General features: G+C 68.7%; 25 protein-coding genes. 11 read left to right on the forward strand and 14 right to left on the reverse strand.

Annotated features, from left to right (window positions below; genetic code table 11):
• Positions 1 to 67: 67 nt before the first annotated feature.
• From ACIG5A_RS18440 to ACIG5A_RS18450, 3 genes are all read right to left on the reverse strand, one after another.
• Entirely contained in the window at positions 68 to 319 is a 252-nt protein-coding gene (locus tag ACIG5A_RS18440; RefSeq protein ID WP_397241405.1) for a hypothetical protein, read from the reverse strand.
• 1 nt (position 320) lies between these two features.
• Positions 321 to 896, reverse strand: a complete 576-nt coding sequence (locus tag ACIG5A_RS18445) for a sigma-70 family RNA polymerase sigma factor (RefSeq protein ID WP_397241406.1) — start codon at positions 894 to 896, stop codon at positions 321 to 323.
• Positions 897 to 1323: 427 nt separating this feature from the next.
• Positions 1324 to 1617, reverse strand: a complete 294-nt coding sequence (locus tag ACIG5A_RS18450) for a WhiB family transcriptional regulator (RefSeq protein ID WP_040704593.1) — start codon at positions 1615 to 1617, stop codon at positions 1324 to 1326.
• Between the two features lie 622 nt (positions 1618 to 2239).
• On the opposite strand from ACIG5A_RS18450, the gene ACIG5A_RS18455 reads away from it, so the two are divergent.
• The 3 genes from ACIG5A_RS18455 (at position 2240) to ACIG5A_RS18465 (ending at position 5002) form a co-directional block, all read left to right on the forward strand.
• Positions 2240 to 3151, forward strand: coding sequence for a hypothetical protein (locus ACIG5A_RS18455; protein ID WP_397241407.1), 912 nt, complete (start codon positions 2240 to 2242; stop codon positions 3149 to 3151).
• A 155-nt stretch (positions 3152 to 3306) separates the two neighbouring features.
• Positions 3307 to 3885 carry a sigma-70 family RNA polymerase sigma factor gene (locus tag ACIG5A_RS18460; RefSeq protein ID WP_040864971.1) on the forward strand — a complete coding sequence of 193 codons (579 nt, stop codon included), beginning with the start codon at positions 3307 to 3309 and terminating at the stop codon, positions 3883 to 3885.
• Positions 3878 to 5002, forward strand: coding sequence for an anti-sigma-D factor RsdA (locus ACIG5A_RS18465; RefSeq protein WP_397241408.1), 1125 nt, complete (start codon positions 3878 to 3880; stop codon positions 5000 to 5002). The genes ACIG5A_RS18460 and ACIG5A_RS18465 overlap by 8 nt, the downstream gene beginning before the upstream one ends.
• A 152-nt stretch (positions 5003 to 5154) precedes the next feature.
• On the opposite strand, the gene ACIG5A_RS18470 is transcribed toward ACIG5A_RS18465, so the two are convergent.
• Entirely contained in the window at positions 5155 to 5568 is a 414-nt protein-coding gene (locus tag ACIG5A_RS18470) for a DUF5319 domain-containing protein (protein ID WP_011207424.1), read from the reverse strand.
• 204 nt (positions 5569 to 5772) lie between these two features.
• Between ACIG5A_RS18470 and guaB the strand changes: the two genes are divergently transcribed.
• Positions 5773 to 7317 (forward strand): IMP dehydrogenase, encoded by a 1545-nt coding sequence (gene guaB / locus ACIG5A_RS18475; protein ID WP_397241409.1) that lies wholly within the window; start codon positions 5773 to 5775, stop codon positions 7315 to 7317.
• 148 nt (positions 7318 to 7465) lie between these two features.
• Positions 7466 to 8629: a GuaB3 family IMP dehydrogenase-related protein gene (locus ACIG5A_RS18480; protein ID WP_397241410.1), complete on the forward strand. Its 1164-nt coding sequence runs from the start codon at positions 7466 to 7468 to the stop codon at positions 8627 to 8629.
• Between the two features lie 57 nt (positions 8630 to 8686).
• On the opposite strand, the gene ACIG5A_RS18485 is transcribed toward ACIG5A_RS18480, so the two are convergent.
• Positions 8687 to 9481, reverse strand: coding sequence for an alpha/beta fold hydrolase (locus ACIG5A_RS18485; protein ID WP_397241411.1), 795 nt, complete (start codon positions 9479 to 9481; stop codon positions 8687 to 8689).
• A gap of 121 nt (positions 9482 to 9602) precedes the next feature.
• Between ACIG5A_RS18485 and guaA the strand changes: the two genes are divergently transcribed.
• Entirely contained in the window at positions 9603 to 11174 is a 1572-nt protein-coding gene (gene guaA / locus ACIG5A_RS18490) for a glutamine-hydrolyzing GMP synthase (protein WP_397241412.1), read from the forward strand.
• 126 nt (positions 11175 to 11300) lie between these two features.
• On the forward strand, positions 11301 to 11750 hold the full coding sequence (locus ACIG5A_RS18495) for a hypothetical protein (protein WP_397241413.1): 450 nt from the start codon (positions 11301 to 11303) through the stop codon (positions 11748 to 11750).
• 13 nt (positions 11751 to 11763) lie between these two features.
• On the opposite strand, the gene ACIG5A_RS18500 is transcribed toward ACIG5A_RS18495, so the two are convergent.
• From ACIG5A_RS18500 to ACIG5A_RS18525, 6 genes are all read right to left on the reverse strand, one after another.
• On the reverse strand, positions 11764 to 12138 hold the full coding sequence (locus ACIG5A_RS18500) for a type II toxin-antitoxin system VapC family toxin (protein WP_397241414.1): 375 nt from the start codon (positions 12136 to 12138) through the stop codon (positions 11764 to 11766).
• Complete coding sequence (locus ACIG5A_RS18505; RefSeq protein ID WP_397241415.1) at positions 12135 to 12383, reverse strand: type II toxin-antitoxin system Phd/YefM family antitoxin; 249 nt, start codon at positions 12381 to 12383, stop codon at positions 12135 to 12137. The genes ACIG5A_RS18500 and ACIG5A_RS18505 overlap by 4 nt, the downstream gene beginning before the upstream one ends.
• A 104-nt stretch (positions 12384 to 12487) precedes the next feature.
• Positions 12488 to 12697 carry a hypothetical protein gene (locus tag ACIG5A_RS18510; protein ID WP_397241416.1) on the reverse strand — a complete coding sequence of 70 codons (210 nt, stop codon included), beginning with the start codon at positions 12695 to 12697 and terminating at the stop codon, positions 12488 to 12490.
• A complete protein-coding gene (locus tag ACIG5A_RS18515; protein ID WP_397241417.1) occupies positions 12690 to 14342 on the reverse strand; it encodes a PspC domain-containing protein in 1653 nt (550 codons plus the stop codon). Before ACIG5A_RS18515 ends, ACIG5A_RS18510 begins: the two co-directional genes overlap by 8 nt.
• Positions 14343 to 14495: 153 nt before the next feature.
• A complete protein-coding gene (locus ACIG5A_RS18520) occupies positions 14496 to 18569 on the reverse strand; it encodes an AAA family ATPase (protein WP_397241418.1) in 4074 nt (1357 codons plus the stop codon).
• 159 nt (positions 18570 to 18728) lie between these two features.
• Entirely contained in the window at positions 18729 to 19376 is a 648-nt protein-coding gene (locus ACIG5A_RS18525) for an MspA family porin (protein ID WP_397241419.1), read from the reverse strand.
• 523 nt (positions 19377 to 19899) lie between these two features.
• Between ACIG5A_RS18525 and ACIG5A_RS18530 the strand changes: the two genes are divergently transcribed.
• Together ACIG5A_RS18530 and ACIG5A_RS18535 are read left to right on the forward strand one after the other, a co-directional pair.
• The gene (locus ACIG5A_RS18530; protein ID WP_397241420.1) at positions 19900 to 21255 is read left to right on the forward strand and encodes a PspC domain-containing protein; all 1356 of its coding nucleotides are present in this window, start codon (positions 19900 to 19902) and stop codon (positions 21253 to 21255) included.
• 170 nt (positions 21256 to 21425) lie between these two features.
• Positions 21426 to 22061: a response regulator gene (locus ACIG5A_RS18535; protein ID WP_397241860.1), complete on the forward strand. Its 636-nt coding sequence runs from the start codon at positions 21426 to 21428 to the stop codon at positions 22059 to 22061.
• 46 nt (positions 22062 to 22107) lie between these two features.
• Here the strand turns inward: ACIG5A_RS18535 and ACIG5A_RS18540 are convergent, their stop codons facing one another.
• Complete coding sequence (locus ACIG5A_RS18540; RefSeq protein WP_397241421.1) at positions 22108 to 23226, reverse strand: serine/threonine-protein kinase; 1119 nt, start codon at positions 23224 to 23226, stop codon at positions 22108 to 22110.
• A 294-nt stretch (positions 23227 to 23520) separates the two neighbouring features.
• Here ACIG5A_RS18540 and ACIG5A_RS18545 point away from each other — a divergent pair, with 294 nt between their 5' ends.
• Positions 23521 to 24264: a hypothetical protein gene (locus ACIG5A_RS18545; protein WP_397241422.1), complete on the forward strand. Its 744-nt coding sequence runs from the start codon at positions 23521 to 23523 to the stop codon at positions 24262 to 24264.
• A gap of 3 nt (positions 24265 to 24267) precedes the next feature.
• On the opposite strand, the gene ACIG5A_RS18550 is transcribed toward ACIG5A_RS18545, so the two are convergent.
• The gene (locus ACIG5A_RS18550; RefSeq protein WP_397241423.1) at positions 24268 to 24492 is read right to left on the reverse strand and encodes a hypothetical protein; all 225 of its coding nucleotides are present in this window, start codon (positions 24490 to 24492) and stop codon (positions 24268 to 24270) included.
• 192 nt (positions 24493 to 24684) lie between these two features.
• Between ACIG5A_RS18550 and ACIG5A_RS18555 the strand changes: the two genes are divergently transcribed.
• Positions 24685 to 26292 (forward strand): DNA polymerase Y family protein, encoded by a 1608-nt coding sequence (locus ACIG5A_RS18555; RefSeq protein ID WP_397241424.1) that lies wholly within the window; start codon positions 24685 to 24687, stop codon positions 26290 to 26292.
• Here the strand turns inward: ACIG5A_RS18555 and ACIG5A_RS18560 are convergent, their stop codons facing one another.
• Positions 26293 to 26991, reverse strand: a complete 699-nt coding sequence (locus ACIG5A_RS18560; protein ID WP_397241425.1) for a class I SAM-dependent DNA methyltransferase — start codon at positions 26989 to 26991, stop codon at positions 26293 to 26295.
• Positions 26992 to 26994 lie beyond the last annotated feature (3 nt).

Consider the following 26994-nt stretch of genomic DNA (forward strand, 5'->3'; position numbering starts at 1 on the left):
TCGCACTGAGCGCAGACCGAAAGAAGGCCCCTGGACCGATGTGTCCGGGGGCCTTCGCTTTTGAGTATTAGGAGGCGACCGGGGGCTGTTCCGCGGCGATGGCGGTCAGCAGGCGGCCGCGTAGGGCGGCGGGTGGCTTGGCTGCGGTGGTTTCGGTCAGTGCGGAGAGCGCCTCTCGGGTCGACCGCACCTCCGCGATGAATGCCGCACGTAGGGCGGGGTCTTCGGAGTCGAGCAGTTCCTGCACCGCGTGATGGTCCTCGTCGTCGATCGATCCGAGCGCGACGGTGTGCGCGAGATCGACCTGGCCTTCGTTCATCTCACGTCACCCCCAAACTTCTTTTCAGTCGTGTCAATCCGTCCCGAATTCGGGACTTAACGGTCGGTAACCCTACTCCGAGATAGTGGGCTACTTCAGCGTAGGTGCGTCCGCCGTAGTAGGCGAGCGAGATCGCCTCGCGCTGTGTCTCGGTCAGTGTGGAGAGGCCTTCCAGCACGGCCTGCTGTTCGAGCCTGCGCTCGACCTCCTCGGTGACCTCGTCGAATTCGTTGCCGAGAACCCGTATGCCGTAAGCGACTTCGCGCGTGGTGTGGGCCTGCTCGGCGCGTACCCGGTCGACGGCGCGGCGGTGCGCGAGCGTCATCAGCCAGGTCACGGCCGACCCCTTTGCCGGGTCGAAACTCGCTGCGGTGCGCCATATCTGGAGGTAGACCTCTTGCGTGGTCTCCTCGGCGTAGCCGGGATCGTGTAGCACCCGTAGCACCAGGCCGAAGACGCGCGCACACGTTCGGTCGTACAGCTCGGCGAAGGCTTCCTGGTCGGACCGGCCGCAGCGGTCGAGCAGCGCGGCGAGTTCGATACTTTCGGCGGCGCGGGCCGAGACCGCAGAATCCACTCTCGGTGGGAAGGCATCTCTTCGGAACGAGTCGCCCTCTGCGGCCGGTGGCCGCGTTGTCACAACGCTCCATTCTGTGTCATCGGTCACTACCGTAGCGCGGCGCGATGACCTCCCTTCCGCTGGGGGGTGCGGCAAACCGACTGTGGCCCAGCGATTTTGCGGGAAATCTCGACACGCCAAGCGTCCAATCGAGGGACACGCCGTGACACGCCGAGGCCTCACGCGAAACGCCGGACCGACAGTATCGCGGCTTCTGGCCGTCGCGGCAGCGAGCGCATCGGTGGTGACCGGATGATGCCCGCGCCGGTGTCGGATATGAACCGCCCGGCACGATCGCCCGCCGCGGTTCGGCCGGTGATCTTGCAGTGGCCGGTTGTTTGCCAGGAATTCGGCGCGCCGCGGCGTGTGGATGGGAAGGGATTTTTCAGACAGCCATGCGGCGCCGATTGCGCCTGGCGTGCATCTCACGCTCGGTCTCCGACATGCCGCCCCAGATGCCGTAGGGCTCGCTCACTTTCAGCGCGTGGCTGCGGCACTGCATCAGCACCGGGCAGCTGCGGCAGATCTCCTTGGCGCGCATCTCGCGCGCCGTGCGGGCCCGCCCGCGCTCGCCGTCGGGATGGAAGAACACCGCGGAGTCCTGACCGCGGCAGGATCCCCGCATCTGCCAGTCCCAGACATCGGCGTTCGGTCCGGGAAGGTGGGTCGGCATGGGCATGGTGGTGAACTCCTCGTGATGCGAGCTCGTCGGCGTTGTCGAGCAGTTGTTCTGCAAGTGTCGGGGCCACACGCCTGATCGGCGATGCCCTTGGCCTCGCCCGTTGCGGTCGCTGCAATTTCGCGCGGCGCCGACCGTGGCGATGAGCTACGTTAGGTCCAAGCGTGAAATTCCGTCAATAGTTCGACGCAGCAGTTTTCCAAATCTTTGGATGCCAAATTTAACCTTCTAACTGTTTACTTTTCGCATTGGTTTCAGTGATACTGATCGGTTGACCAGCGGCCGCCGGGTGTTCATCTTGCCGTTACTGGGAACATCAACGCAGGTCGTCGGCGGTTTTCGGCTATGGTTCGGTACATGCGCCGTCCGCTGCCACGTGGAGTCCGTCACAGCGGGGTGCACCGCGTCGATCGCTCGGGGCGCGGCAGATGGCGTGAACGGGGCGCTGAGGTTAATTGCGCGAAACGCGTGTGAATTCGAATCGAGGGCGCTCCCGCATTGTCGAATGAGTTTTACTTGATGGAAACATGATCCGGCGCATCGAAATGCTGTGTGGTTGCCAGGGTGGTGGCGGCGATTCGGCGCGCCCGGCGGTCCGGTGTGCGCAGGATAGAGTTCGGCCGTGTTCGAGCCAGCTCCACCGACAGATTCCGGATCCGACGCGCTCGTCGAGGCGGCCTTCGGCCCCCGGCCCGGCCACCCCGCTGCCGGGTTGCCGGAGGCCGCGAATCCGCACGATCACTGGCTGCGGGCGGTGATTCTCGGTGGCCAAGGCCGTTATGCCGCGGCGCGTGCCGAACTGCGGCGAATTCGCGCGAACAATTCGTCGGGTCCGGTGTTGAGGTCGCTGGCCGACAGCACCGAAGGTTCACTGCTGCGTCAACTCGGGTGGCACGCCAAGGCCGCCGAGTACGACGGCAGGGCCGCCGCGCTCATCCTGCCCCTCGTCGCGGCCGCACCCGATCGCGGCCGTCTTGACGGAAATCGCACGGAGCCGGGCGCGAATCAGCCGGCGTCGCCGCCTGATTCGACAGCCGCGCTGTGCGATGCGCTCACGGGCCTCGCCGCCGACGCGCTCGGCACCGGTCGCCTGGCGCTGGCCGCCCGGCTGCTCAAGCGTGGTCAGGAGCTGGCAGGGGACCGGATCGGCTGGCGCGCGAATATCCGGTGGCACTGGGTGACCGCCGAGACCGCGCTCGCCGGGGGTATGCCCGCGCTCGAGGCCGCCGAGACGGCCGTAGCCCTGGCAGGCCGGGCGCCATCGCTCCGGCACCGGGTCAAGTCCATGCTGCTGCTCGCCGCGGCCAACGCGGCAGCGGGACAACACGATCGTGCCGCGGAACTCGCCACCACCGTGGCGGGGCTCTGCCGCGCGCACGAGCTGCTCCCGCTGCGCTGGGCCGGTGCCATGTTGCGTGCCGGCCTGGCCGTCGACGACACGGCCTCCGACGGCGGTCCCGCCGCCGAGGCGGCGGCGTGCGCGCAGATCATCGCCCGTCGTGGCGGCCGGTTCCGACCCGCCGATGCCTGGTAGTTCGCCCGAGGCCCGTTAGCGGTTGCCGCCAGAAGGCGACCGTGTTGCCCGGTTCCGTGGTGTGTATCGCTATTGTTAGATCCGTTCCGCCCCACCGGTGGAAGCACTGGTCATCACCGGCCGTGCCACTTGTAACGCCAGGAAATTCTCTGACGATGACGCACACGGGCGAAGAGTTGGACCTCGCCGTCGCTGCCGCTGCGCAGGGCGACAGATCCGCTTTAGCTCAGGTACTCGAGATGATCCGCCCGCTGGTGGTGCGTTACTGCCGCGCGCGGATCGGTGCCGCGGAGCGTGGACAGCTCTCCGCGGATGACGTTGCGCAGGAGGTTTGTCTGGCCGTGATGACCGCCTTGCCCCGGTATCAGGACCAGGGCAGGCCCTTCATGGCCTTCGTATACGGAATCGCTTCGCACAAGGTCGCCGACGCTCATCGCAATGCCGCCCGTAACAAGGCGGAGGCAATGGCCGAAGTACCAGATGTCATATCCACCGACCAGGGGCCGGAACAGCGCGCTCTCGAATCCGAAACAAGCCGGCAGATGAATCGTCTGCTTGCCACGCTTCCGGAAAAACATCGAGAGATCCTGATCCTGCGTTTGGTCATGGGTTTGTCAGCGGAAGAAACCGCGGTCGCCGTGGGCAGTACGGCGGGCGCGATACGAGTCGCCCAGCACAGGGCACTCGCGAAACTCAAGTCTCAAGTGGCGAGGGCAGGTGAAATGTATGGCTAGGGATGGCGAGCGCGGTCGGGGCGACTGGAAGGCGCGGCGTGGATCGCACAACAGCGGTCCCTACGCCGAGGCGTCCGGTGATACCGGCCCGGTCGACATCGCAGCGGTCCGCCGCGACGATGCGCTGATCGATGCCATCGCCAGCGACGGTCCGGTACAGACCGACAGCGTGGAGGAGTATCAGCTCGCCACGCTGCTGGCCAGCTGGCGGGCCGAGTTGATCACTCCGCCGATGCGCAACGAGCCCGATCTCGATGCGATCGTGGCAGCGGTCAATCAGGAGATCGGCGCCCGACAGGTCCGGGTGAACGCGCAGACCGGTGGGCGACTACGGCTACTGCGTCCCATTGCCGGAACCGCGGCCGCACTGGCTTTGGTCATCGGTGGGATGACGGCGTTCTCGTACAACGCCGAGCCGGGTGATCCGCTGTGGCGGGTCAAGGAAGTCGTGTTCAGTGAGCAGGCGCAGACGACGGTGGTGCAACGCACCGACGACGATCTGACCGCGGCGGAGACGCTGCTCAACCAGGGCGCGAGCCCCGAGCAGGTCAAGGCCAAGCTGGATGGTGCCAAGCGAAATGCGACCCAGGTCAACGACACTCAGAAGCAGGACGATCTGGTCGTCCGCTTCAACGCGCTGCTCGCCGAGCTGCGCAAGGTGTCGCCGGAGGTGGCCGATCAGGTTGCGCCGATCACCACCCCGGTGAAGCCGAGCACGGATACCCGGCCGTCGACAGGCAACAACGGTACGGTTTCCGGCACGCCGAAGCCGAATCCGGGAACCGAGCCGACCGGCCCTTCATCCCAGCCGGGTGACACCGGCAAGCCGACGACGGATCCGAGCACCCCGCCGACCACCACCGGCGGCAAACCGACCACGACGGTGCCGACGACGACGCAGCCGAACACGACTGCCGAGCCATCGACGCCGGCCCAACCCCCGACTGTCGCGCCGACCACCGTGGCCTCCTCGGTGGTCGAGCCGACGGTGGACACCGGCGCGCCGACTCAGCCGCAACACCCTGCGCCGCGGTCGCCGAATTCGGGCAGTACACCCGGCTCGCTCGTGTTACCGAGCGGGTCGGTCGGTCCTGGTTTCACCGTTCCGGGTAGCTAGCCGCGTCGTTGCGGATAGCCGCGCGGAGCGGGTAACCGGCACCACAACTCTCAGATGCATGGGACGACAACCGATCGCCGACCGGCGGTCGGCTTTTTGTCGTCTTCGTCACTCCAGTGCGCTCGGAGTGCTGATGTTCGTGCCGGGGCCCGTCAGCTGTCGAAGCCGTCGAATCCGTCGCCGTGGAACGCCTCGTTCATCGACGCGTCCGCGTAGCCCCGACAGTAGTCCCAGGTGACATACGCTTCGGGCGTCGGATCGTAGGCCGGCTCGTGCGGGCGGACCGTGCCGTCCACCAACAGCTGAAGCAGGTTGGCGCGCAGCATGTCCCAGTCGTGGTAGTGGTCCTGCCTGCAATCTTCGCAGCTGACCACCAGCCCGCGGATGCCGCGATGCGCTAGTAGGGCCTCATAGACTGCGAGATCAGCGAGATCCTCCTCGACCGCAAGGCGCTCGTGGGGATCCAGCGGCTCGCCGGGCTCGATAGCGTCGAGCGCGGCGGACGGGTCGGAGGGGTCTCCGGCGAACGGATCCGGCGGCAAGCCAGGTGGTAGATGGTCACGCACACCCCCACGGTACGCAGAACAGGGTGGTCTTCGCCAGCTATGCGGCGTGCCAGTTTCCCTTGTGGCCTCACTTGATCGAGTGATTTGCCGGACAGATACCATGGTGCGCAGGCCGCAGAGCCATTTACCGTCCATCCCATCAGCCGCCGCGACACCCGACCCGGGTGTCTTGTCGCTATCGACGTCCAGGAGGGGTCGATCCGAATGAGTAATCCCGTGCCGGGCGAACGAATCGCAGTCCGCCCTCCTACGGGTGGTGACGATCCGAACAAGATCGCCATGCTCGGCCTCACGTTCGATGATGTGCTGTTGCTGCCCGCCGCCTCGGATCTGATCCCGAGCTCGGTGGAGACCTCCAGCCAGCTGACCCGCGAGATCCGGCTGCGCACTCCACTGGTGAGCTCCGCCATGGACACGGTGACCGAGGCGCGGATGGCCATCTCGATGGCGCGCGCGGGCGGCATGGGTGTGCTGCACCGCAACCTCGCCGCCGCCGATCAGGCCGCGCAGGTGGAGACCGTGAAGCGGTCCGAGGCGGGCATGGTGACCGATCCGGTGACCTGTCGTCCCACCGACACGCTGGCCGAGGTCGATGCCATGTGCGCCAGGTTCCGCATCTCCGGCCTGCCGGTGGTGGACGAGACGGGCGCGCTCGTCGGCATCATCACCAACCGCGACATGCGCTTCGAGGTCGACCAGAACCGCAGGGTCGCCGACGTGATGACCAAGGCGCCGCTGATCACCGCCCAGGAGGGCGTCACCGCGGAGGCCGCGCTCGGCCTGCTGCGCCGCCACAAGGTGGAGAAGCTGCCCATCGTCGACGGCAACGGCCGCCTGCGCGGGCTCATCACCGTCAAGGACTTCGTCAAGACCGATCAGTACCCGTTCGCCACCAAGGACCGCGACGGCCGCCTGCTCGTCGGCGCCGCGATCGGCGTCGGCGAGGACTCCTGGTCGCGCGCCATGACGCTGGCCGACGCCGGTGTCGACGTGCTGATCGTCGATACCGCGCACGGCCACCAGGCCGGCGTGCTGCAGATGGTCACCAAGGTCAAGGCCGAGGTCGGTGACCGTATCCAGATCGTCGGCGGCAACGTGGCCACCCGCGCGGGCGCGCTCGCGCTGGTCGAGGCGGGCGCGGACGCGGTGAAGGTCGGCGTCGGTCCCGGCTCTATCTGCACCACCCGCGTGGTCGCCGGTGTCGGCGCGCCGCAGATCACCGCGATCCTCGAGGCCGTCGCCGCGTGCAAGCCGCACGGCGTGCCGGTGATCGCCGATGGCGGCATCCAGTTCTCCGGCGATATCGCCAAGGCCATCGCCGCGGGCGCGTCCACCGTGATGCTCGGCTCGCTGCTCGCGGGCACCGCCGAATCGCCGGGCGAGCTGATCCTGGTGGGCGGCAAGCAGTTCAAGAGCTACCGCGGTATGGGCTCGCTCGGCGCCATGCAGGGACGCGGCCAGGCCAAGTCCTACTCCAAGGACCGTTACTTCCAGGACGACGTGCTCGCCGAGGACAAGCTGGTCCCCGAGGGCATCGAGGGCAGGGTGCCGTTCCGCGGTCCGGTCAACCAGGTGATCCACCAGCTCGTCGGCGGCCTGCGCGCGGCCATGGGCTACACCGGGTCGCAGTCGATCGCCGATCTGCAGGACAAGCAGTTCGTGCAGATCACCGCCGCGGGACTCAAGGAGAGCCACCCGCACGACATCACGATGACGGTCGAGGCGCCGAACTACACTGGCCGCGGCTAGTCGGCTCGGATCCGGCTCGGCGACCCGACGCGCCGAGTTCATCCGAGTCGGGCGTGGGTACCCCTGTCGTGCCTACCGTGGCCCGCTACCGACCCGATCCGTGCGGAGCGAGTCTTACGAGCGGCACATCAAACAAAGGAGTACAGACGTGCGCGACATGGTCGAGATCGGCATGGGCCGGACCGCCCGGCGTACCTACGAACTGGACGACGTCGACATCGTTCCCTCGCGGCGGACCCGTTCGTCGAAGCAGGTATCGCTGGCCTGGCAGCTCGACGCCTACCGGTTCGAGATCCCGTGCCTCGCGCACCCCACCGACGCGCTGGTGTCGCCCGAGTTCGCCATCGAGCTCGGCAGGCTCGGCGGCCTCGGCGTGATCAACGGCGAGGGCCTGTGGGCCAGGCACGCCGATGTCGCGGCCAAGGTCGATCAGCTGCTCGAGCTCGTCGGCAAGGGCGGGTACGAGCGTGCGGTCGCGCTGCTGCAGGAACTGCACGCCGCGCCGATGCAGCCGGATCTGCTCGCGGCCGCGGTCGCGCAGGTGCGCGCCGCCGGTGTGACGGTGGCGGTGCGGGTCAGCCCGCAGAACGCGCGTGCGCTCACGCCCGCGCTGGTGCAGGCCGGGATCGACCTACTCGTGGTGCACGGCACCATCATCTCCGCCGAGCACGTCGGCGGGGACGAACCACTGAATCTCAAGACCTTCATCGCCGAGCTCGACGTGCCTGTCGTCGCCGGCGGTGTCAGTGATCACAAGACCGCGCTGCACCTGATGCGCACCGGCGCGGCCGGTGTGATCGTCGGCTACGGCTCCTACCCCGGCGCGACGACCACCGGTGAGGTGCTCGGCATCGGCGTGCCGATGGCGACCGCGATCGCCGATGCCGCCGCCGCGCGCCGCGACTACCTCGACGAGACCGGCGGGCGCTACGTGCACGTCATCGCCGACGGCGATATCGCCACCTCCGGTCAGCTGGCCAAGGCCATCGCCTGCGGCGCCGACGCGGCGATCCTCGGTGTCCCGCTCGCCGTCGCCGCCGAGGCGCCGGGCCGCGGCTGGTACTGGCCGTCGTCCGCGGCGCATCCCTCGGTGCCGCGCGGCTCGCTGCTGCACGTGGACGACCCGTGGGACCTCGGCGGTGAGGATGCGGGCGATCCGGTCCGCCCGAGCCTGGAGCGGGTGCTCTACGGCCCGTCCGACGATCCGTTCGGTTCGCTGAACCTCGTTGGCGGCCTGCGCCGTTCGATGGCCAAGGCGGGCTACTCCGACCTCAAGGAATTCCAGAAGGTCGGGCTCAGCGTCCGCGCCTGAGCCGCCGCAACGCTTTTCGAGCGCCCCGCACCGAGTTCGGTGCGGGGCGCTCGCCTGTCAGGTGGCAGGCGCGGTGCGTGCACGCAGGAACTGCTGGATAGCGTGGTTGACGGGTTCGGGGTGGGTCATGGTGACCGCGAGGCGGGCGCCCGCGATCTCCACGTAGGTCGAATCGCCGATGCCGCGGGCCAGCTGTTTGGCGCGGTCGCGGGCGATGCCGCAATCGGTGGCGTGAATCACCAAGGCGGGGCAGTCGATTTCGGTCAGCCGCTCCAGCACCGAATCGCGGCCGAGCAGGCAGCCTGCGGCGACCTCGATGCCGCGGCGGTCGCGGACCAGCCAGCGCTTGGTCCAGATCTCGCGGTACCAGTCGTCGTCGCCGATCAGCCAGGAGGCCAAGCGGTCCACCGCGGCCTCGCGGGAGTCGTCGTCGTACCACTCGTCCAGGAACTTCTGGGTGGCGGTCGACTGCTCCGGTGTCGGGCCGTGTGCGTCGGTGCTGATCAGGATCAGCGCCGACACCCGCTCCGGTGCGATCAGCGCGGTGCGCAGCGCGGTGAACCCCCCTTGCGCGGTGCCGCCGACCACGGCGCTCTCGGCGCCTAGATGGTCGAGCACGGTGAGCGCGTCGCGCGCGGCGGTCCAGTAGGTGAACGGCAACCCTTCGTCCCTGGTCCGGCCGTGGCCGCGGGCATCCCAGGAGACGATCCGGAATTCCGGCGCCAGCGCGGCCACCTGGGATGCGAACATCGTTCGGTCCATGAAGAATTCGTGTGCAAGCAGCACCACCGGCCCGTCGCCGCCGCTGTCCTCGTAGTGGATGTCGGCGTCTATCGCGCGGGCGAATGGCACGAGCAAGAGGATAACCAGCGGTGTGGGGGCGCGATGGAGGATTCAGTGGGCTTGCCACCCGCTCCGCCGGGCGCTCGGTCCCGCCACGAAGGCCGCTGGGCTGCTTCTTTAGACTGTGCGGGTGGCAGAATCCCAGAGACCCGTCCTCGTCGTCGACTTCGGTGCGCAATACGCCCAATTGATTGCCAGGCGGGTTCGTGAGTCCAGTGTGTACTCCGAGGTGATTCCGCACACCACCACCGTGGAAGAGATCGCCGAGAAGCGGCCGCTCGCGGTCATCCTGTCCGGCGGACCGGCCAGCGTCTACGCCGAAGGCGCGCCGAAGCTCGACCCGCGACTGTTCGACCTGGGCCTGCCGGTCTTCGGTATCTGCTACGGCTTCCAGGCGATGGCGCAGGCGCTCGGCGGCACCGTCGCGCACACCGGTACCCGCGAATACGGCCGCACCGAACTGAACATCGACGGCGGCCTGCTACACGGCGGCCTGCCGACCATCCAGCCGGTGTGGATGAGCCACGGCGACGCGGTCACCGACGCGCCCGCCGGCTTCGACGTCACCGGCACCAGCGCGGGCGCGCCCGTCGCGGCGTTCGAGGACAGGGCGCGGCGCCTCGCCGGCGTGCAGTACCACCCCGAGGTGCTGCACTCGCCGCACGGTCAGCAGGTGCTCAGCCGATTCCTGCACGAACTCGCCGGTATCCCGGCCACCTGGACCCCGGCCAATATCGCCGACTCGCTGATCACCAGCGTGCGTGCGCAGATCGGTGACGGGCACGCGATCTGCGGGCTGTCCGGCGGTGTCGACTCCGCGGTCGCCGCCGCGCTGGTGCAGCGCGCCATCGGGGACCGGCTGACCTGTGTGTTCGTCGATCACGGCCTGCTGCGGGCCGGTGAGCGCGAGCAGGTGCAGCAGGACTTCGTCGCCGCGACCGGCGCCAAGCTGGTGACCGTCGACGCGGTGGACAAGTTCCTCGGTGAGCTGAAGGGCGTCACCGATCCGGAAGAGAAGCGCAAGATCATCGGGCGGGAGTTCATCCGGTCCTTCGAGGACGCGGTGTCCGAGGTCGTCGCCGCCGAATCCGATGGCGGGGCGACGCCGAAGGTCGAGTTCCTGGTGCAGGGCACGCTGTACCCGGATGTCGTCGAGTCCGGTGGCGGTGCGGGTACCGCGAATATCAAGAGCCATCACAACGTCGGTGGCCTGCCCGACGATCTCGAGTTCGAGCTCGTCGAGCCGCTGCGGCTGTTGTTCAAGGATGAGGTCCGCGCGGTCGGCCGTGAGCTGGGGCTGCCGGAGGAAATCGTTGCGCGCCAGCCGTTCCCCGGCCCCGGTCTTGCCATCCGCATCGTCGGTGAGGTCACCGGCGATCGCCTCGACACGCTGCGCCAGGCCGACGCCATCGCCCGCGAGGAGCTCACCGCCGCGGGCCTGGATCGCCAGATCTGGCAGTGCCCGGTGGTGCTGCTCGCCGATGTGCGCAGCGTCGGAGTGCAGGGCGACGGCCGCACCTACGGTCACCCGATCGTGCTGCGCCCGGTCTCCAGCGAGGACGCGATGACCGCCGACTGGACCCGCCTGCCCTACGAGGTGCTCGAGCGCATCTCCACCCGCATCACCAACGAGGTCGCCGAGGTCAACCGGGTAGTGCTCGACGTGACGAGCAAGCCGCCGGGGACCATCGAGTGGGAGTGACGGAAGGCGGCTAGGCCCAAGGTTGTTCAGCGCACCCCTCGGTACAGGTAACTCTGTATCGGGGGGTGCGCTGTTTTGCGCGGGCGGCGTAGCGTCGATGGTGTCGTCGAGTCCACGGGGGTGGGTATGGCCAAGGCGTTCTGCACGATTACCGGCGTAGTCGAGGCGCCACACGCGACGCTGGTCGAGCTGCTCACCACGGTGCACGCGGGCCCGATCGGCCCGGACAACGCGTTCTTCCTCGCCGAAGGCCCCGAACCGGAGATGACGCTGACCGGCGGCCCGAACCATTTCCGTGCCCCGATCACCGGACACCCCAAGGGAATCCGAGTCGACGTGGACCGGGCCCGTGCGCTCCTGACCGTCGAGAACCCCCTCGGCTTCCGCGCCGAATGCCAGGTCACCCCACATCCCAAGGGCGCCAGGCTGACTCAACAGGTATTCCCGACCGGCGCCACCGGCCGCCTGATGTTCTCCGTGCTCGGCCGCAAGGCCGCAGACCAACAGCGAATAGGCATGCAACGCCTACTCGCCCGCATCACAGAGCATCTCGACTGCCCGGCCTACCTGGAGTGACCAATCCGGCCCATCAGATCGGCAGCAGCGGTACCTGGTAGCGCTGGATCATCGCATCATGCGTCACCAGTCGAAGTTCTTGCTGGTTTGCTTGCGCGATGAGTATCCGGTCGAAGGGGTCGCGATGGATCAATGGCAGCCGCGCCGCGGCAATGGCGTGGTCGGCGGTGATCGCGAGGAGGCGGAACTCGCTGTCGCGCACGAGCTCCGGAAGATTCTCCGGACCCGGCAGTTTGCCGAGACTCTGTTTGATCGCGATTTCCCACACGGTCGCCGCGCTGATGTAGATCTCTGGCTCGATATCCAGGATCGCTGCCATCTCCTTGGGCAGGGCCGGATCGTCGGCGAGCCACCAGAGCACGACATGAGTGTCGAGCAGCAGTCTCATTCGGCGCCGTAGAAGTCGGTGGCGATGGCCTCATTGGTTTCGTTCGAGTCCCAATCGCGGTCCAGGACAAGATGTCCGCGCAGTGAGCCGCGGCCGGTGCGTGGGCGAGTCGGATGTAGTGGGACAACCTTGGCAACCGGGGTGCCCGCACGACTGATGACGATCTCTTCGCCGTGTTCGACTCTGTCGATGATCCGCGAGAGATGTGTTTTCGCTTCGTGAATATTGAACTGCTCAGCTGCCACCGGGCCTCCTTAGCTAAGGGTTAGTCTACCTGGCTATCGGTCTTTGGCGGCAGAACAACACAGGGCCCGGCCGTGCAGGCCGGGCCCTGTGCGGGTATCGGAAATCAGCGGCGGCGGCCGGAGAGGACCAGGAGGCCGCCGGTGATGATGGCGGCGAAGACGAGGATCCAGCCGAAGGGGATGACGGTGCCGGAGGGGAGGGCGGCGGGGCCGACGATGGCCCAGACGCTCACGGCGAGTGCGATGAGGCCGACGATCAGCAGGGCCGAGGAGGGGCCGCGCCGGGTGTGCTTCGTATCGGGCTGATCAGCCACGGGTCACCTCCACGTTTCCGGCGCCGACCTCGACCGTGAGATCGAGTACGGGCGCATCGGGCTTCTGCTCGCCGGTCAGGCCGGTCGGGCATTTCTGGTCACCCAAGCTGACGTCGCACTTGGTGCGTACCAGCATGTTGGGCGGTAGCAGGACGCGGGCATCGCCGAGCCCGACCGAGACATGGACCGTCCGGCTCTGCGTCAGGTTCAGTGTCCGTAGGTCGAGTGTCGCGGATCCGGCGCCGACCTCGTAGTTGTCCTGCAGGTCGGCCGTGGTGGTCGGAGCCCAGGCCTGATCGCCCACGCCGCCGTTGTCGAAGTCGATCGGGCCGACCAGCGACGCGAGGACGACGAACCCGGCCAGCGGCGCGGTCAGCACGAGCAGCCCGTAGCCGCGGCGCAGGAACGCACCGGCGATCAGGCCGAGGGCGAGTACGGCCAGCGCGACCGCGCCGATCCGGCCCGGGGTCATCCACTCGATGCCCGAGGCGGCGATCGCACCGGCGCCCGCCGCGGCGAGGATGGCCAGGCCGATCACCACCGGGGTCAGCCGGGAGCGTGGGCGTTTCGGGGGTGGCGGGGCGACAACGGTTTTGGTCGGGCTCAGCTCGGGGAGGTCCCAGGCGAGCGGGGCTACGCCGAGCGGGTCCCACGAGGGCGGGGTGCCGAGACCGGTGGGCGCCGGGATCGCCGGCGCGTTCATGACCGGAGCGGATCCACCAGTGCCGGACCCTGATTCGCCTGTGCCTGATTCACCTTTCCGGGGACCGGCGTCGTTGCCGGTCGCTCCGGAGCGCGGGGCGTCGTTGTCCCGCGATGGCGACGAATCTTGTTTGCTCAGTGACGGTGTACCACTCGGGATCACGGACGTCGGTGTGCCGGAGGCGGATTGGACCGGAATGGAAGCGCCGCCCTCGTCGTCCTTGCGCAATACGGCGGTGTTCGCTTCGCCGGTCTGCGAGACAGCATCGGCGCGCAGCACCGCGGTATCGGCGTCGGCCTGCGCCGTCGAATCACCTTCGGGGCGGAGGACAGTCGTCGGATTGTCGGGTACGTACGCGTCCGGCAGCTTGGTGTAGGGCGAGTACACGCTGGTCGAGTACGCATCGGTGCGGGTCGGCATGGTCATCGGGAACACCGCACCCGGATATCCGGTCGCGTTGATGCCGCCGTCCGGATAAAGCCCGCCGAACATGTTCGATTGCGCGGTACCCGGCGGCGGTTCGGGATTGCGCAGGTGCAGCATCCACCAGCCGCCGAGCAGCAGCGCCATGCTGATCAGCCCGGAGCCGCCGAGCCCGACCCCGACCGGCCCCATGGTGCTGACCGCGATGGCGAGCGCGACGACGAGCACAACGGTCTTGGTGGTCGACTGCGAGCTGCGTCCGTGCCCGATCAGCGATTCCGCCGCCGACGCCTCGTCGCCCGCTTCGTGCAGCAACAGCCAGGCCAGCAGGTACAGCACGATGCCTGCCCCGCCGAAGATCGTCGACACCACCAGCGCGACCCGCACCAGCACCGGATCCACGTGATAGCGCTCGCCGAATCCCGCCGCGACACCCGCGATCGGCCCGCGCCGCGGCAACCGGACGGGGCGCGTGCGCCACATCTGCTGGAGCTGATCGCCGAAGCTCGTTCTCGTCATGGCTTCCATGGTGGGCCGAACCGCCGCTCAGGCGCATCGGGGGGAACCCTGAAACTGCACCTGATCCCTGAGTGCTACCCGGTCAGCCGCACGGCGGAGCGTAGGCGAGTTTGCGGCACGTGTTGTCACCGATCACTGTCTGGTAGGGATCGGTCAGTCGCATGTGGCGCGGTAGGGGACATCCGGTAGGTAGCGGCGCCAGACCTCGGGGGTCAGCACGCCACGGGTGGTCGCGCAGATGCGGGCGGTGGCGTGTTGTTCGTTCAGGTCCCAGACCCTCAGCTCACCGTATGGGCCCTGACCCAGGAGATAGTCACCGCGGGGATGGAATCGGGCAGACCACTGGCCGGTGGCCTGGAGAGTGATCGCGTCTCCGATGCGCCGCGGCTTGGTGCGGTCGGTGAAATCCCAGAGCCATACCGCGCCATCCGCGCCGGTGATGGCCAGTGTGGTGCCGTCCGGGCTGAACTCGGGCGGTTGGATGGACTGGCTGTGCACGGTGATCGGCTCGGTGACCGCCTTCGGTCTCGCCGGATCGCCGATATCCCAGACCTGGAAGGTTTCGTTGCTTTGCAGGATCATCGTGCGGCGATCGGGCGAGAACCGAATGTAGTTGATTCCGGCGGGCGTTTCGGGCAGCGGCGGTCCCAGCTGGGTCGGCTTGGCGGGGTCCGACAGGTTCCACAGCGCGGTCGGGCTCGCGGAACGGGACAGCACCGCCGAGCTGACCGCGAGGATCGTGCCGTCCGGGTTGAGCCGCATGGTCTGATACCCGGAAACCGGCGGGGAGGCACCGAGTTTCACCGGTCCGGACCGGTCCGAGATATCCCACACCTCGAGCGCGCCCTTGTCGACCCTCGTCACCATTCGCCGCCCGTCGGGGCTGAACTCGGCCGATCTGTAGGCGTTCCGTGGAATCGTCCACTGCGCGACCCTGCGGGTGTTCGCCGGATCGGACAGGTCGAAGACCAGCATCGTCTCCTGGGCGGCCCCGTCGGCGCTGAGGCTCGACAGCACCAGGGTGCGGCCGTCGGGACTGAGGTGCAGCGGACTGTATTCCGGTGCCGCGTCGACGTCGCCGACCCGGCGGGGTATCCAGGGGTCGTGCGTATCCCAGATCTGGATGCGCCCCTTGCCTGCCTTCGTGACCATTCGATCGCCACCGGCGTCGGACAGCGGCGGCAGTGTGGAGTAGACGCCGGTATGCGCCGAGGGCAGCGACCACAGCCGCACTCTCCCATCGGAATTCCCCGTGGCCAGCATGCGTCCATCAGGGCCGAAGGCGAGCGAGTGCGCCCCGCCGGAACACGGGAATGTCGAATCCGGGTAGCGGCAGGTGGTCGGTTCCACGGAGAAGTGCTCGCCGATCTGCGTCGGGCGGGCGGGGTCGAGCACGCTCCAGAGTTTCGTCTCACCGAGGGTCGAGGTCACGAGTGTCTGCCCATCCGGTGCGAAAGCCACTGCGGACAAACTCGATTCGCCGGCAGGTACCGGCGTTCCGATGCGCCGCGGGCGGGCCGGATCCTCGAGGCCCCACAGCTGGACGGTGCCGCTGTTCTTTTCGCTGTCCGGTTCGCGCGAGCGCAGTGAGCCGTCACCACTGCCGACGGCAAGGATCAAGCCGTTCGGGCTGAACGCGGTGGCTTCGACACTGCTGTTCACCGCGCCGAGCGCGGGGCCGATCGGTGCTACCGCGGCGAGATTGCCGACGTCCCACAGCTGTACCGATCCATTGTCGGCGGGGTCGCCCGCTCTGCCGTCGAGCGGTACCGCCAGCAATCGGCCGTTCGGGCTGAACGCCAATGTGCCGCGCAGCGAGCCGCTTTCGGGTATCGGCAGTACCGGCCCCTGCCTCGGCGCCGCCGGGTTCTCGACATTCCACAGCACGACGGTGTCGCGGGTCTGGGTCGCGACCGTCCGCCCGTCGGGGCTGAATGCCGCCTGCAGCACGGGGATGGCGGCGGTGGTGAGCGTGCCGAGCGGCCGTGGCGTCTCCGGCGTGCGGACATCCCACAATCGTGAATCCTGCTGGCCCGCAACAGCCATCAGCGAGCCATCCGGGCTGAAGGTGATCCGGCGCGCGGAACCGTCGAGCGGGCGGCCGAGCGGTTTCGGGTTTTCGGGGTCGGCGACATCCGATAGCCGGACACTGCCCTCGTGTCCCACCGACGCGAGCACGCGGCCGTCCGGGCGATAAGCCACCTGCCAGATGACATTAGGGTGCTCGGTGACGGTGGTGGCCAGCGGCGTGTTCTGCGTGCTCAGCAGCCTGGTGCGGGTTTTCGCCGCGCGGGGTTGAATCGCGTCGGCGGCCAGATACATCCGTGCGGCGAGGGAGGGATCGATCGTCTGTAGCCGATCCGCCTGCTCCAGTACCGCGGCGAAGTCCTTGTCGGTGCGCTGCTGCGCCGCGATTCTGGTCTGGGTGTAGGCGGCGCCGCCGAGTAGGAGCAGTGCGACGGCGAGCAGTGCGAGCAGCGCCTTGGTCACCGATGAACGGCGGGTGGACTGCTGCCTGGCGGCCAGCGAAGCATCGAGGAAGGTGCGGGCCGGGCCGCCGACCGGTGGCGGATCGACGTGCACGCGTGCGGTTTCCAGCCGGGTGCCCCGGTACAGCAGCGAGGGGTCGCGGCCGGTGGAATTCCATTCCGCGGCATCGGCTTCCAAGCGCTGGCGGACCAGGTAGCCGACGCGGTCCTCGTCGATCCAGGTGCGCAGCCGCGGCCAGGCGTCCAGCACGATCTCGTGGGAGAAGTACGCCTCGTCGGCGTCGAGGGTGACCAGCCGGGTGCGCGCGAGCAGTTCCAAAGCCGTTGTCGCGGACTCGGTGTCGGCCACCCGCTGTAGTAGTTCGGTGCGGGTGGTCGTGCGCCGGGTGTCGCGCGAGTCGTGACCGACGGTGACCAGGCCGAGCAGCAGTTCCTTGGCCGTGAGCTGCTGCGGGTCGGTGAGTTCGCTCCACGCCTGTTCGGCGGTCGCCGCGACGGAGCCGACCACACCGCCGGCTTTGCGGTAGCCGGTGACGGTGAGCTTGTGGCCCTCGCGGTGCTGCCAGGTCGCGGCCATGACATGGGAGAGCAGGGGCAGCGCGCCGGGATCGTAGCTCTGCTTGTTCTCGTGATCGCCGAGGCCGCAGAGCTCGGTGATCACCAACTCTTCCAGTCCCGCTTCGAGTTTGAGTCCCGTGCGCTCGGCCGGGCCGGTGATCGCCTGGGCGAGTTCGTCGATGCGCATCGGGCCGAGCAGGTGGTTGCGATGTTCCAGTGCGTCCTGCAGCGCGGGGTAGGCGAGGCACTGGGCGTAGAAGTCGGCGCGGAGAGCGAGCACAACGCCGACGATGTTTTCGGTGCTGGTGGCGCAGCGTTCCAGGACCGTGAGCAGGTCTTCACGCTCGTGTTCGTCCGGACAGGTGGTGAACAACTCTTCGAACTGATCGATGATCAGCAACGCGCGTCGGCCCGCGGCCCATTCGTTTACCGCGGCCAGGGTGTCGTCGACGGATTCGGTTCGCGCGGTGCGGGTCCGCGGCACCGCGTCGGATGTGTGGGGCGGGTGCACCTCGCCGAGCTGTTCGGTGCGCAGCGCCTTCGCCAGGGTGGCCAGCGGGGTGGCGCCGGGCGTGACGGTGGCGACCACCCAGTCGTGTGGCGCCCGGGTGAGTGCCGGGGTGAGCCCGGCGGCGAGCAGCGAGGATTTACCCGCGCCGGAGGCGCCGACCAGGGTGATGATCCCGCCGGTCGTCGCGACGGTATCGCGGACCAGGTCGGTGAAATCGGTAGTGGCGTGGTGTCTGCCGAAGAAGAAGTCCTGATCGCTGTCGCGGAAGGACATGAGTCCCGGATACGGGCAGACGGTGTCGTCGTCGGATGTCCAGGTGGTCGATGCCTGCCAAAGCCGTTGCCATTCACGCGGATCGAGCAGCGCCGCAGGCAGTGATCCGCCGGACTTCTTGGCCAGGTCGATGAGGGTCAGCACCACCGGCAGCAGGGATTCGAAGCGGGCGGGCACATTTCGGCCCGCCTTCCAATCGCTGATCCGCTGGGCGGAGGCGGCGCCTGCGCCTGCGCCTGCGCCGCGGGCGGCGTGCATACGCGTCTCGGCGGCGGAGGCCACGCGGCGCAGCGTCGGATTGCCCGCCGCGGCATATAGTTCGGCGAATCGCTGCGTGAATACCGCGCGCGGCGATCGGATTTCGGCGCCGTCGTCGGCGATCCCCCCGGTCAGCATATGCGCCCACCGGACGTACTGGGCGACACAAACATAGCGACAATTTAACGGAATGTGGCTGATATCCGCCTGAGATGAGGTTCGCAGTTTCCGCGGATGCCGACCCGCGGGAAGCGGCGATGCGGTGCGGTGCCGCATCGCCGCTCGAATTTCACTCGCCTACAGGAAGATCGGGTCGCCGTAGACGACGTCGGTGCCGGTCACCTCGGGTGACCTCGCCTCGATGGACACATAGGACCTGATGGTGAGCGGGCCGCCGCAATCCTTCGCCAGCAGGTGGAAGTCCTTGCTGACCAAGGATCCGGAGCGGCCGGGGCCGATCTCCTTGGTGCCGACCTCGGCCCGCTGGATCTGGCCCGGCTTGATGGACAGGTCGATACCGGCGCCGACTTGGAAGGTCGGCCCGATGCTCGCGTTCGCGCTCGACGAGGACGAGTCACCGCTGCTGCCCGTGTTCAAGGTGACCGAGGCGTTGAGCCCGACCTTGGCGCCGAGGGTGACCGTCGAGGTGATGTCGACACCGCAGGCGAACAGGTACCCGGCCTTCAGCGTGCCCGTCGAGGAGCCGTCGACCCGGCCGTAGAAGGTGTTGTCCAGGAACACCTCCCGGTTGGTCGGCATGCCGTTCAGCGGTGCGATCGGGTTGAACCACTGATCCATGTGGCCGACGGTGAACGAGAATCCCTCGGGTGTGGTGACGGTCTTCTCGTGTGGCGCCATGCCCCCCGCGTTGGCGAATGGTGCTGCCGCTGCCAGCGTGAGGCCGGTCATGGTGGCGATGGTGGCCAGTGCGGACTTGATGTTCACAGTTCCTCCCCAGAACCTTGCTCCCGGAGGAGCGCAACCGCCTCGGAGTGCCCCGATGCGGTGTCTTGCGGGACGTTTTCGACCCGTCAAAAACGTAGGTCGGGCAGGTCGGTCCGGCCGAGCGCCGAGATCGGTCCGGCGTGATGAAACCGCTGGGAGATGAGGGTGGGGGCAGTTATCCGGTCCGGTAGGCGGTCTACTGGCGATGGATTTCACCGGTGTCCGGTCAGGACGGCGAGCCGTTTCTGTGGACTATCTGAGACGCCCAGGTCAGCGAGGATTTTTTGTCCGGACCGGACGGCGCGGGGCAGGGAACCCCGGGTCGGAGCGCGTTGCGGAAAACGCTGCGGCGACCCTACATCCGGATTGCGGTGGCTGCGCGTGAACACGGCGGACTTTGTCGGATCGGCCAGCAATCGCTCCGCCGCCGGTGTCCGAGTCAGTTGTGGCAGGCCGGGGCCTATGCAAGATCAGGGTGATTCCCCATGGCTACCTGTCGGTGCGACGTGCCAGTATCGAATATATGTACCCGTCCGCGCCCGCCCTCGATTCCCGGGGATACATCCTCGAGGAGTCGACCTATTCGCGGTTGACGCGACGTTCGGGCGGCCGGGTCGTCGGCGGGGTGGCCGGCGGGATCGCCGACCACCTCGGGGTCGACGTCTTCAAGGTGCGGATGGCGTTCGTGCTGCTTTCCGCGCTGGCCGGGGCGGGCATCCTCGGCTACGGCATGCTGTGGATCTTCACCCCGGGCGGCGCCGACGCGACCAAACCGACGGGGGAGGAGCGCCGTCAGGCGATCGGGCTCGCCCTGCTCGGGCTCGGCCTCGCGGTCGCGGTGGCCTGGCTGTTCAGCGGTACCGCGGCGCGGGTGCTCGCGCCGGTCGTCGTCGTCGCGGTCGGCGCGGCGCTGGTGTGGCGCGAATACGACAGTGACGGACCGAAGTCGCTGCTCGGGCTGCCCGCCAAGCCCTCGGTGGTCACCTGGTCGCGCATCATCGGCGGCACCACGCTGATCGTGGTCGGGCTCGGCGTCGTCGTGCTCGCCAGGATCGATTTCGGCTCGCTCGGGTCGGCGCTGGTCGCGGTGGCGGTCACCCTGGTCGGGGTCGGGCTGCTGACGGTGCCGCTGTGGTTGCGCACGGTGCGCGCGCTGAATGCCGAACGCGCCGCGCGCATTCGCAACGAGGAACGCGAGGAGATCGCCTCCCATCTGCACGATTCGGTGCTGCAGACGCTCGCGCTCATCCAGCGCCAGGCGGATGACCCGCAGGAGGTGGCGCGCCTGGCCCGCAGCCAGGAGCGGGAACTGCGCCGATGGCTGTTCGAGGATTCCGGGCCCGCGCAGTCGAGCCTGGCCGCCGCCCTGCGCACCATCGCGGGCGAGGTAGAGGATCAGCACGGGGTGAAGGTGACCCCGGTGACCGTCGGCGATGTCACGATGGACGGCGGCGACACCGGATCCGGCCTGCCCAAGGAGCATTTCACCGCGCTGCTCGGCGCGAGCCGCGAGGCGCTGGTCAACGCCGCCAAACACGCGGGTGTACCGGAGATCGACCTGTTCGCCGAGGCCGAACCGCATCAGGTGAGCGTCTTCGTGCGCGACCGTGGTGCAGGCTTCGACCTCGCCGCCGTCCCGCAGGATCGGCAGGGCCTGGCGAAATCCATCCGCGGCCGGATCGAGCGGCGCGGCGGCAAGGTGGAGATCCTGTCCACGCCCGGTCGCGGTACCGAGGTGCGGATCATCATGCCGCGCACTGACTCCGGCGACCAGGAAGCGCGGGACGAGCCGAATTCCCACGGCGCGCCACAGGATTCGCCCGACGCGGCGACCGAACGACTACATCAGACGGTACCGCCGGAGCGTTCCGGCGGATGACGCGATGGGCCGAGCGAGCACCGGAGCGCGCGGCCGTACGGCAGGATGAACCGGACAGCTGATTTCGTACGAACATGGGCGCCTCGCGGGAGCCGTCCAGAATTCAGCAGGGCACTCGACCGCCGGTTCGTAGCGTGACTTAGTGGCGGAAGGGAGAAGTAAAGGTGGCTGTGCGGGTCTTTCTCGTCGATGATCACGCCGTGTTCCGGTCCGGGGTGCGCGCGGAACTGAGCCGCGAGGCCGACATGGAGGTGGTCGGGGAGGCAGGCGGGGTCGCCGAGGCGATCGCCGGAATCAATACCGCCGAACCCGATGTGGTGCTGCTCGATGTGCACATGCCCGACGGCGGTGGCGTCGCGGTGCTGTCCGGTATCGAGGACGGGCCGGTATGCCTGGCGCTGAGCGTGTCCGATGCCGCCGAGGACGTGATCGCGGTGATCAGGGCTGGTGCGCGGGGCTATGTCACCAAAACGATCTCGGGCACCGAACTGGCCGATGGCATCCGCCGGGTCGCGGGCGGCGACGCGGTGTTCAGCCCGCGCCTCGCCGGGTTCGTGCTCGATTCGTTCACCGGCAAGTCGCCGGTGCCGGAGCCGCCGCTCGATCCCGAACTGGATTCGCTGACACCGCGCGAACTCGAGGTGCTGCGCCTGCTCGCCCGCGGCTACACCTACCGCGAGATCGCCGAAACCCTGTTCATTTCGGTGAAAACCGTAGAAACCCACGCGTCGAACGTGCTGCGCAAGACCCAGCAGTCCAATCGCAACGCGCTGACCCGCTGGGCGCACCGCCGACGCATCGACTGAGGATCGCCCGAGCGTCCCTGCGGCGCAATGATTTACCTCTGAACGTCTACACCACGGCGATGATGACGCCGATGATGATGATCAAACCGATCAGCAGGCCGATGGCGATCGCCAGCGGGGCGTTGCTCGGCTGCGCGGATTTGGCGCGCTGGGGTGCGGGCGCCGCGCCCGCGGGCTGATGATTGCGGTGCGGCCGCGGCAGCGGGGCCGAATGCGGGCTGCGCAGGCCCGATGCGGAATTGCGCGCCGCCCACGCCGGAATGGTGCCGTCCTCGGTGCGCACCGGCGCGCCGAGAATGTAGGGCCCGGTGCCCGGACCGAAAGCGGCGGTGAGGATCTCGTCCCTGGCCTCGGCCATCGTCGGCCGTCGCTGCGGCGCGGGCTCCATCATGTGCAGCAGCGCGGCGGTGAGGACACCGCTGCGGCTCGGCGGAATGATCTGCGCCATCGCGGCGCGCTGGACCACCGCGTCCTGATCGTCGTCCAGTCCGAACGGTGGCTGGCCCTCGATCGCGGTGTACAGCGTCGCCCCGAGCGAGAACACATCGCTGGCCCTGGTCGGCTGTGCGCCGCGCGCCACCTCGGGCGGCAGGTAGGCGGGGGTGCCGACGATGACACCCTCCTCATCGGAGGCATCGCCCGCGCCGCGCGAGATGCCGAAGTCGCTGAGCTTGGCCATGCCGACGACCGGACCACGGTCGGCGACAAGGATATTGCCCGGTTTGATGTCGCGGTGCACGATGCCCGCGGCGTGCGCGGCGGCCAGCGCGTCGGCGACCTGCGCGCCGATCTGCGCCACCTCGATCGGCGGCAGCGTATCGACCAACGCTAACGCCTTCGCGACGCTGCGTGAGGGTAGGTGCTCCATCACCAGCCACGGCTCGCCCGCCTCGAGCACCACGTCGTAGACGGCGATGGCGTGCTCGTGCGAGAGCTTCGCCGCGACCCGGCCCTCGTGCATGATCTGGTTGCGGATTTCGTTCGCCTGTTCTTCGGCGAGTCCGGCCGTGGAAAGTACCTGTTTGATCGCGACATCCCGATCGAGCAGGCGATCGTGCGCGAGCCAGACGGCGCCCATCCCGCCGCCGCCCGCCTTGGACTGGAGGCGATAGCGGCCTGCGACCAAATAGTCCGGGCCGACAATGGGACGGGGGCGATCGATCATGGTGTGCAGGGTAACCGAATTAGGTAATAGCTGGCCTGATTCTGTGCTCGCCTGCCTCCCTGCGGCTTCGGGCCGGTGCGTTGGGAGTGTCCTGGTGGGGACACCGGTGGTGAGCAAGTGGCGTGGTGCTGCCGCGCGGTGTTCTTGACGGAATTCGGGGGTGGGTTTCTACTGAGGATGTATCGAACGTATATTCGATACGGATCGATAGCTGGATCGGTGCTGGCGCTGGCGGAAGTCGGGCCGCTCCGCATGCTTCGCCCCTGGGTCCATCGTGGGAAGTGGGTGGTATGGATGGGTTCGGATGCGGAATCGCACCATCAGACACTGGATGAACTGCGCAGGAAGATGGCCGCGGTGCCCGGTCGCGGCGAATTGTCCGCCGCGCGGGTCCCGAGGTCGGCCGAGCTGCGCCGGGAGCCGCTCGCGGTGCCCGCCGCGCTTGCCGGGCTATTGCCGGAAGGCGGGCTCGTGAAGGGTTCCGTCGTGGCGTACACGGGGGCGAGTTCGTTGCTCGCCGGGTTGCTGGCCGCGGTGACCGAGAGCGGTGGGCATGCCGCCCTGGTCGGGGTGCCGCGGCTGGGTTTGCTCGCCGCGGTGGAGATGGGGGCGAAGTTGGAGCGGCTTGCGGTGGTCGCCGATCCCGGGCCCGATCCGGTGGAGGTGGCCGCCGTGTTGCTCGACGGCCTCGATCTGATCGTGCTCGGCCTCGGCGGCGGCGCCGTCGCACCCGCGCGTACCAGGGTGATCGCCGCCCGCGCCCGCAGCAGGGGCGCCACCCTGGTGGTCACCGACGGTCACTGGAGCAACCCGGCCATGCGCATCGCCGCGCGCACCGCCGGATACGGCGGCCTCGGCGTCGGCTCCGGCCGGGTGCGCACCGTCGGCCTCGAGGTCGAGGTCCGCACCAGATCGGCGCCGCCGCGGCACGGCCGAATAGTGCTGCGCCCCACCGCGGGCCGCGTCGAGTGGATTGCCGTGGAACAGGCGGCTCCGGTCACCGAACTTCCGCTCGACGCCAGCGGCGCGGCCTCGTGACGTTCAGTTGTCCTGGTCGGTGGTGTGCCTGCGTGCCGGGGTCGATGGACGGCCGAGCCGGTCGGCGACGGGCGGTCCGGCGACGGGGCCGGTGCTGTATCGGCCCGGGTTGGTGTCCGCCAGGTACTCCAGGTTGTGGCGTTCGCGGCGGCGCGCGCCCGATTCGGGTCGTTGACGTGCCGATCCGGTGTCGAACCGGTCCAGGTTCGCCTCGGCTATCCGGTCCAAATGGTGCCGTTCTCCTCGGCGGATGGGTTGACCGTCGAGTCGGGCAGCACGTCTCTGTGCTTCGGTGTGGGTGTACACGGTCGCCGATCTTATTGCGCCCGACAGCTTTTGGCACGCACCCCGGGGCGGGTACGCGACAGTCGCCGAGCGTGGCCGCCGATCCGGTGAGCGAGGTGAGGCACTATGTGCCCGGTGCGGCACCGTGACCGGAAGCCGAACCCGGCGCTCGGGGAGCAACGGGTGCTCGCGGTGTGGTGCCAGGATTGGCCCGCGGTCGCTGCGGCCGCGCTGGCGGAACTGCCCGCGACGCGGCCGGTGGCGGTGCTCGCCGCGAACAAGGTGGTCGCGTGTTCGGCGCTCGCGCGCGCCGAGGGGGTGCGGCGCGGATTCAAGCGGCGTGAGGCGCAGGCGCGATGCCCCGATCTGTTTCTGGCGCAGGCCGATCCCGATCGGGACGCGCGGCTGTTCGAGCCGGTGGTGCTCGCCGTCGACGCGACGGTGCCCGGGGTCGAGGTGCTGCGGCCTGGGCTGCTCGTGCTCAACGCGCGCGGTGCGGCCAGGTTCTTCGGATCCGAGGAGGCGGCGGCGGAACGGTTGATCGATACGGTGGCCGCGGTCGGCGTCGAGGCACAGATCGGTATCGCCGACGAGTTGTCGACGGCGGTGATCGCGGCAAGGCGCGGGGCGATCGTGCCGCGCGGAGGTGGGGCGGAGTACCTCGCGCCGCTGCCGGTGAGCGAGCTCGCGGTCGAGCCGAGCCTGGCCGCGCCGCAGCGCGCCGACCTGGTGAACCTGCTGCACCGCTTGGGTTTGCGCCGGGTCGGCGATTTCGCCGCGCTCTCGCCCGCCGAGGTCACCTCGCGCTTCGGCACCGACGTGATGCTGGCGCACCGCTGTGCTCGCGCACTACCGGAGCGCAGGCCGTCCGCGCGGCCGCCGTCGCCGGACCTGCCCGTGGCCTACAGCTGCGATCCGCCGATCGAACGGGTCGACGCCGCCGCGTTCGCCGGCCGCATGCTCGCCACCAGGTTGCACGCCAAGCTCTCGGCGGCGGGCGTGGCATGCACCCGGCTCGCGGTGGTCGCGGAAACCGCCGCGGGCGAAGAACTCTCGCGCATCTGGCGCTGCGCGGAGCCGCTGACCCCCGAGGGCACCGCCGATCGGGTGCGCTGGCAACTGGACGGCTGGCTCACCCGGCGCGACGGCGCCAGGCCCACCGCGCCGATCACCCTGCTGCGCCTGGAACCGGTGGAGGTGGTCGCGGCCGCCGCGTTGCAGCTCGGACTGTGGGGCGGCGTCGGCGAAACCGATGAACGCGCCCGCCGCGTGCTGATCCGGGTGCAGGGGCTGCTCGGCGGTGAGGCGGTGCAGCTGGGCGTGCTCAGCGGCGGCCGCGGCCCCGCCGAGCGCATCACCATGGTCGCGCTCGGCGACGAGCCGATTCCGGCCGCCGACCCCACCCTGCCGTGGCCGGGCCAGCTCCCCGAACCCGCCCCGGCCGTCGTCCTGGTGAACCGCCCGCAGGTGCACCTGACCACCGCCGACGGCACCCCGGTTCGCGTCACCGACCGCGGCCTGCTCAGCGCGTTGCCGTCGCGGCTGCGGTGGGGCAGCAAACAGTGGTGCCTGACCGGATGGGCTGGCCCGTGGCCGATCGACGAACGCTGGTGGACCCTCGAATCGGATATCGGGGTGCTGGCCCGTGCGCAGGTCCAGCTCGATGTGGAACCCGCCGACGCCCGCGCGCTGCTGCTCATCTATCACGGCGAAACCTGGCGCGCCGAAGGCATTTACGACTGATTACGGGCGCGTCCAGACCAGTGCCATGGTGAACGGGTGGCCGCGCAGCTCGGACCACTTGGGCTTGGCGGCGAGCCAGGTGTCGTCGACCAGCGCCTCCTCCACCTCGGCCAGGGTCCAGCCGGAGGCGATTGCCGCCGAGACGTGTTCGCTGAACAAGTGCAGGTGGGTATCGATGGCGAGCGGTGTGCCGGAGGCGGCGGTGTAGTGCGTCGGCATGCCGGTCACCATCATGAATTGCGGGTGGTAGCAGACCATTACGCAGGTGGCGCCGGGCGCGGCGAGCCGGAATGCCTCGGTGTAGAAGGGTTTCAGCTCGGGCAGGTGCTCATCGATCAGCGAGGAGATCACCAGATCGTATGCTCCGCTTGCCAATCCGGTGTCGCGTACATCGCCCTCGGTGAGCGTGGTGTGTGTGCCGCGCTCGCGTGCCCGTTCGAGCATGCCCGCGCTCAGGTCGACGCCGTCGATGTGGGGGATGCCGCGGGTGCGCAGCCACGCGCCGGTGCGGCCGGTCCCGCAGCCGAGGTCGGCGGCGCGCCGCACGCGCGACCAGTCCGGGGCGTGCAGCCGGTCCAGCAGTGCCAGGTCCATCTCGTCCATGACGGTCTGCTCGTAGGTCGGGGCCCATCCGTTGTATCCGGTGGCGACGTCGACGGTGGGGTAGTTGCGGCGGTCGAAGTCAGCGAAAGACGGCATGGG

The organism is Nocardia sp. NPDC052566, from assembly GCF_044547285.1.
In the GTDB taxonomy this organism is placed as follows: Bacteria; Actinomycetota; Actinomycetes; order Mycobacteriales; family Mycobacteriaceae; genus Nocardia.

What these genes read in the sequence shown, in the direction of transcription:
- ACIG5A_RS18440 (WP_397241405.1), bottom strand. Translation starts at nt 319, where the DNA reads ATGAACGAAGGCCAGGTCGATCTCGCGCACACCGTCGCGCTCGGATCG.
- ACIG5A_RS18450 (WP_040704593.1), bottom strand. Translation starts at nt 1,617, where the DNA reads ATGCCCATGCCGACCCACCTTCCCGGACCGAACGCCGATGTCTGGGAC.
- ACIG5A_RS18460 (WP_040864971.1), top strand. Translation starts at nt 3,307, where the DNA reads ATGACGCACACGGGCGAAGAGTTGGACCTCGCCGTCGCTGCCGCTGCG.
- ACIG5A_RS18465 (WP_397241408.1), top strand. Translation starts at nt 3,878, where the DNA reads ATGGCTAGGGATGGCGAGCGCGGTCGGGGCGACTGGAAGGCGCGGCGT.
- guaB (WP_397241409.1), top strand. Translation starts at nt 5,773, where the DNA reads ATGAGTAATCCCGTGCCGGGCGAACGAATCGCAGTCCGCCCTCCTACG.
- ACIG5A_RS18495 (WP_397241413.1), top strand. Translation starts at nt 11,301, where the DNA reads ATGGCCAAGGCGTTCTGCACGATTACCGGCGTAGTCGAGGCGCCACAC.
- ACIG5A_RS18500 (WP_397241414.1), bottom strand. Translation starts at nt 12,138, where the DNA reads ATGAGACTGCTGCTCGACACTCATGTCGTGCTCTGGTGGCTCGCCGAC.
- ACIG5A_RS18515 (WP_397241417.1), bottom strand. Translation starts at nt 14,342, where the DNA reads ATGACGAGAACGAGCTTCGGCGATCAGCTCCAGCAGATGTGGCGCACG.
- ACIG5A_RS18520 (WP_397241418.1), bottom strand. Translation starts at nt 18,569, where the DNA reads ATGCTGACCGGGGGGATCGCCGACGACGGCGCCGAAATCCGATCGCCG.
- ACIG5A_RS18530 (WP_397241420.1), top strand. Translation starts at nt 19,900, where the DNA reads ATGTACCCGTCCGCGCCCGCCCTCGATTCCCGGGGATACATCCTCGAG.
- ACIG5A_RS18540 (WP_397241421.1), bottom strand. Translation starts at nt 23,226, where the DNA reads ATGATCGATCGCCCCCGTCCCATTGTCGGCCCGGACTATTTGGTCGCA.
- ACIG5A_RS18545 (WP_397241422.1), top strand. Translation starts at nt 23,521, where the DNA reads ATGGGTTCGGATGCGGAATCGCACCATCAGACACTGGATGAACTGCGC.
- ACIG5A_RS18560 (WP_397241425.1), bottom strand. Translation starts at nt 26,991, where the DNA reads ATGCCGTCTTTCGCTGACTTCGACCGCCGCAACTACCCCACCGTCGAC.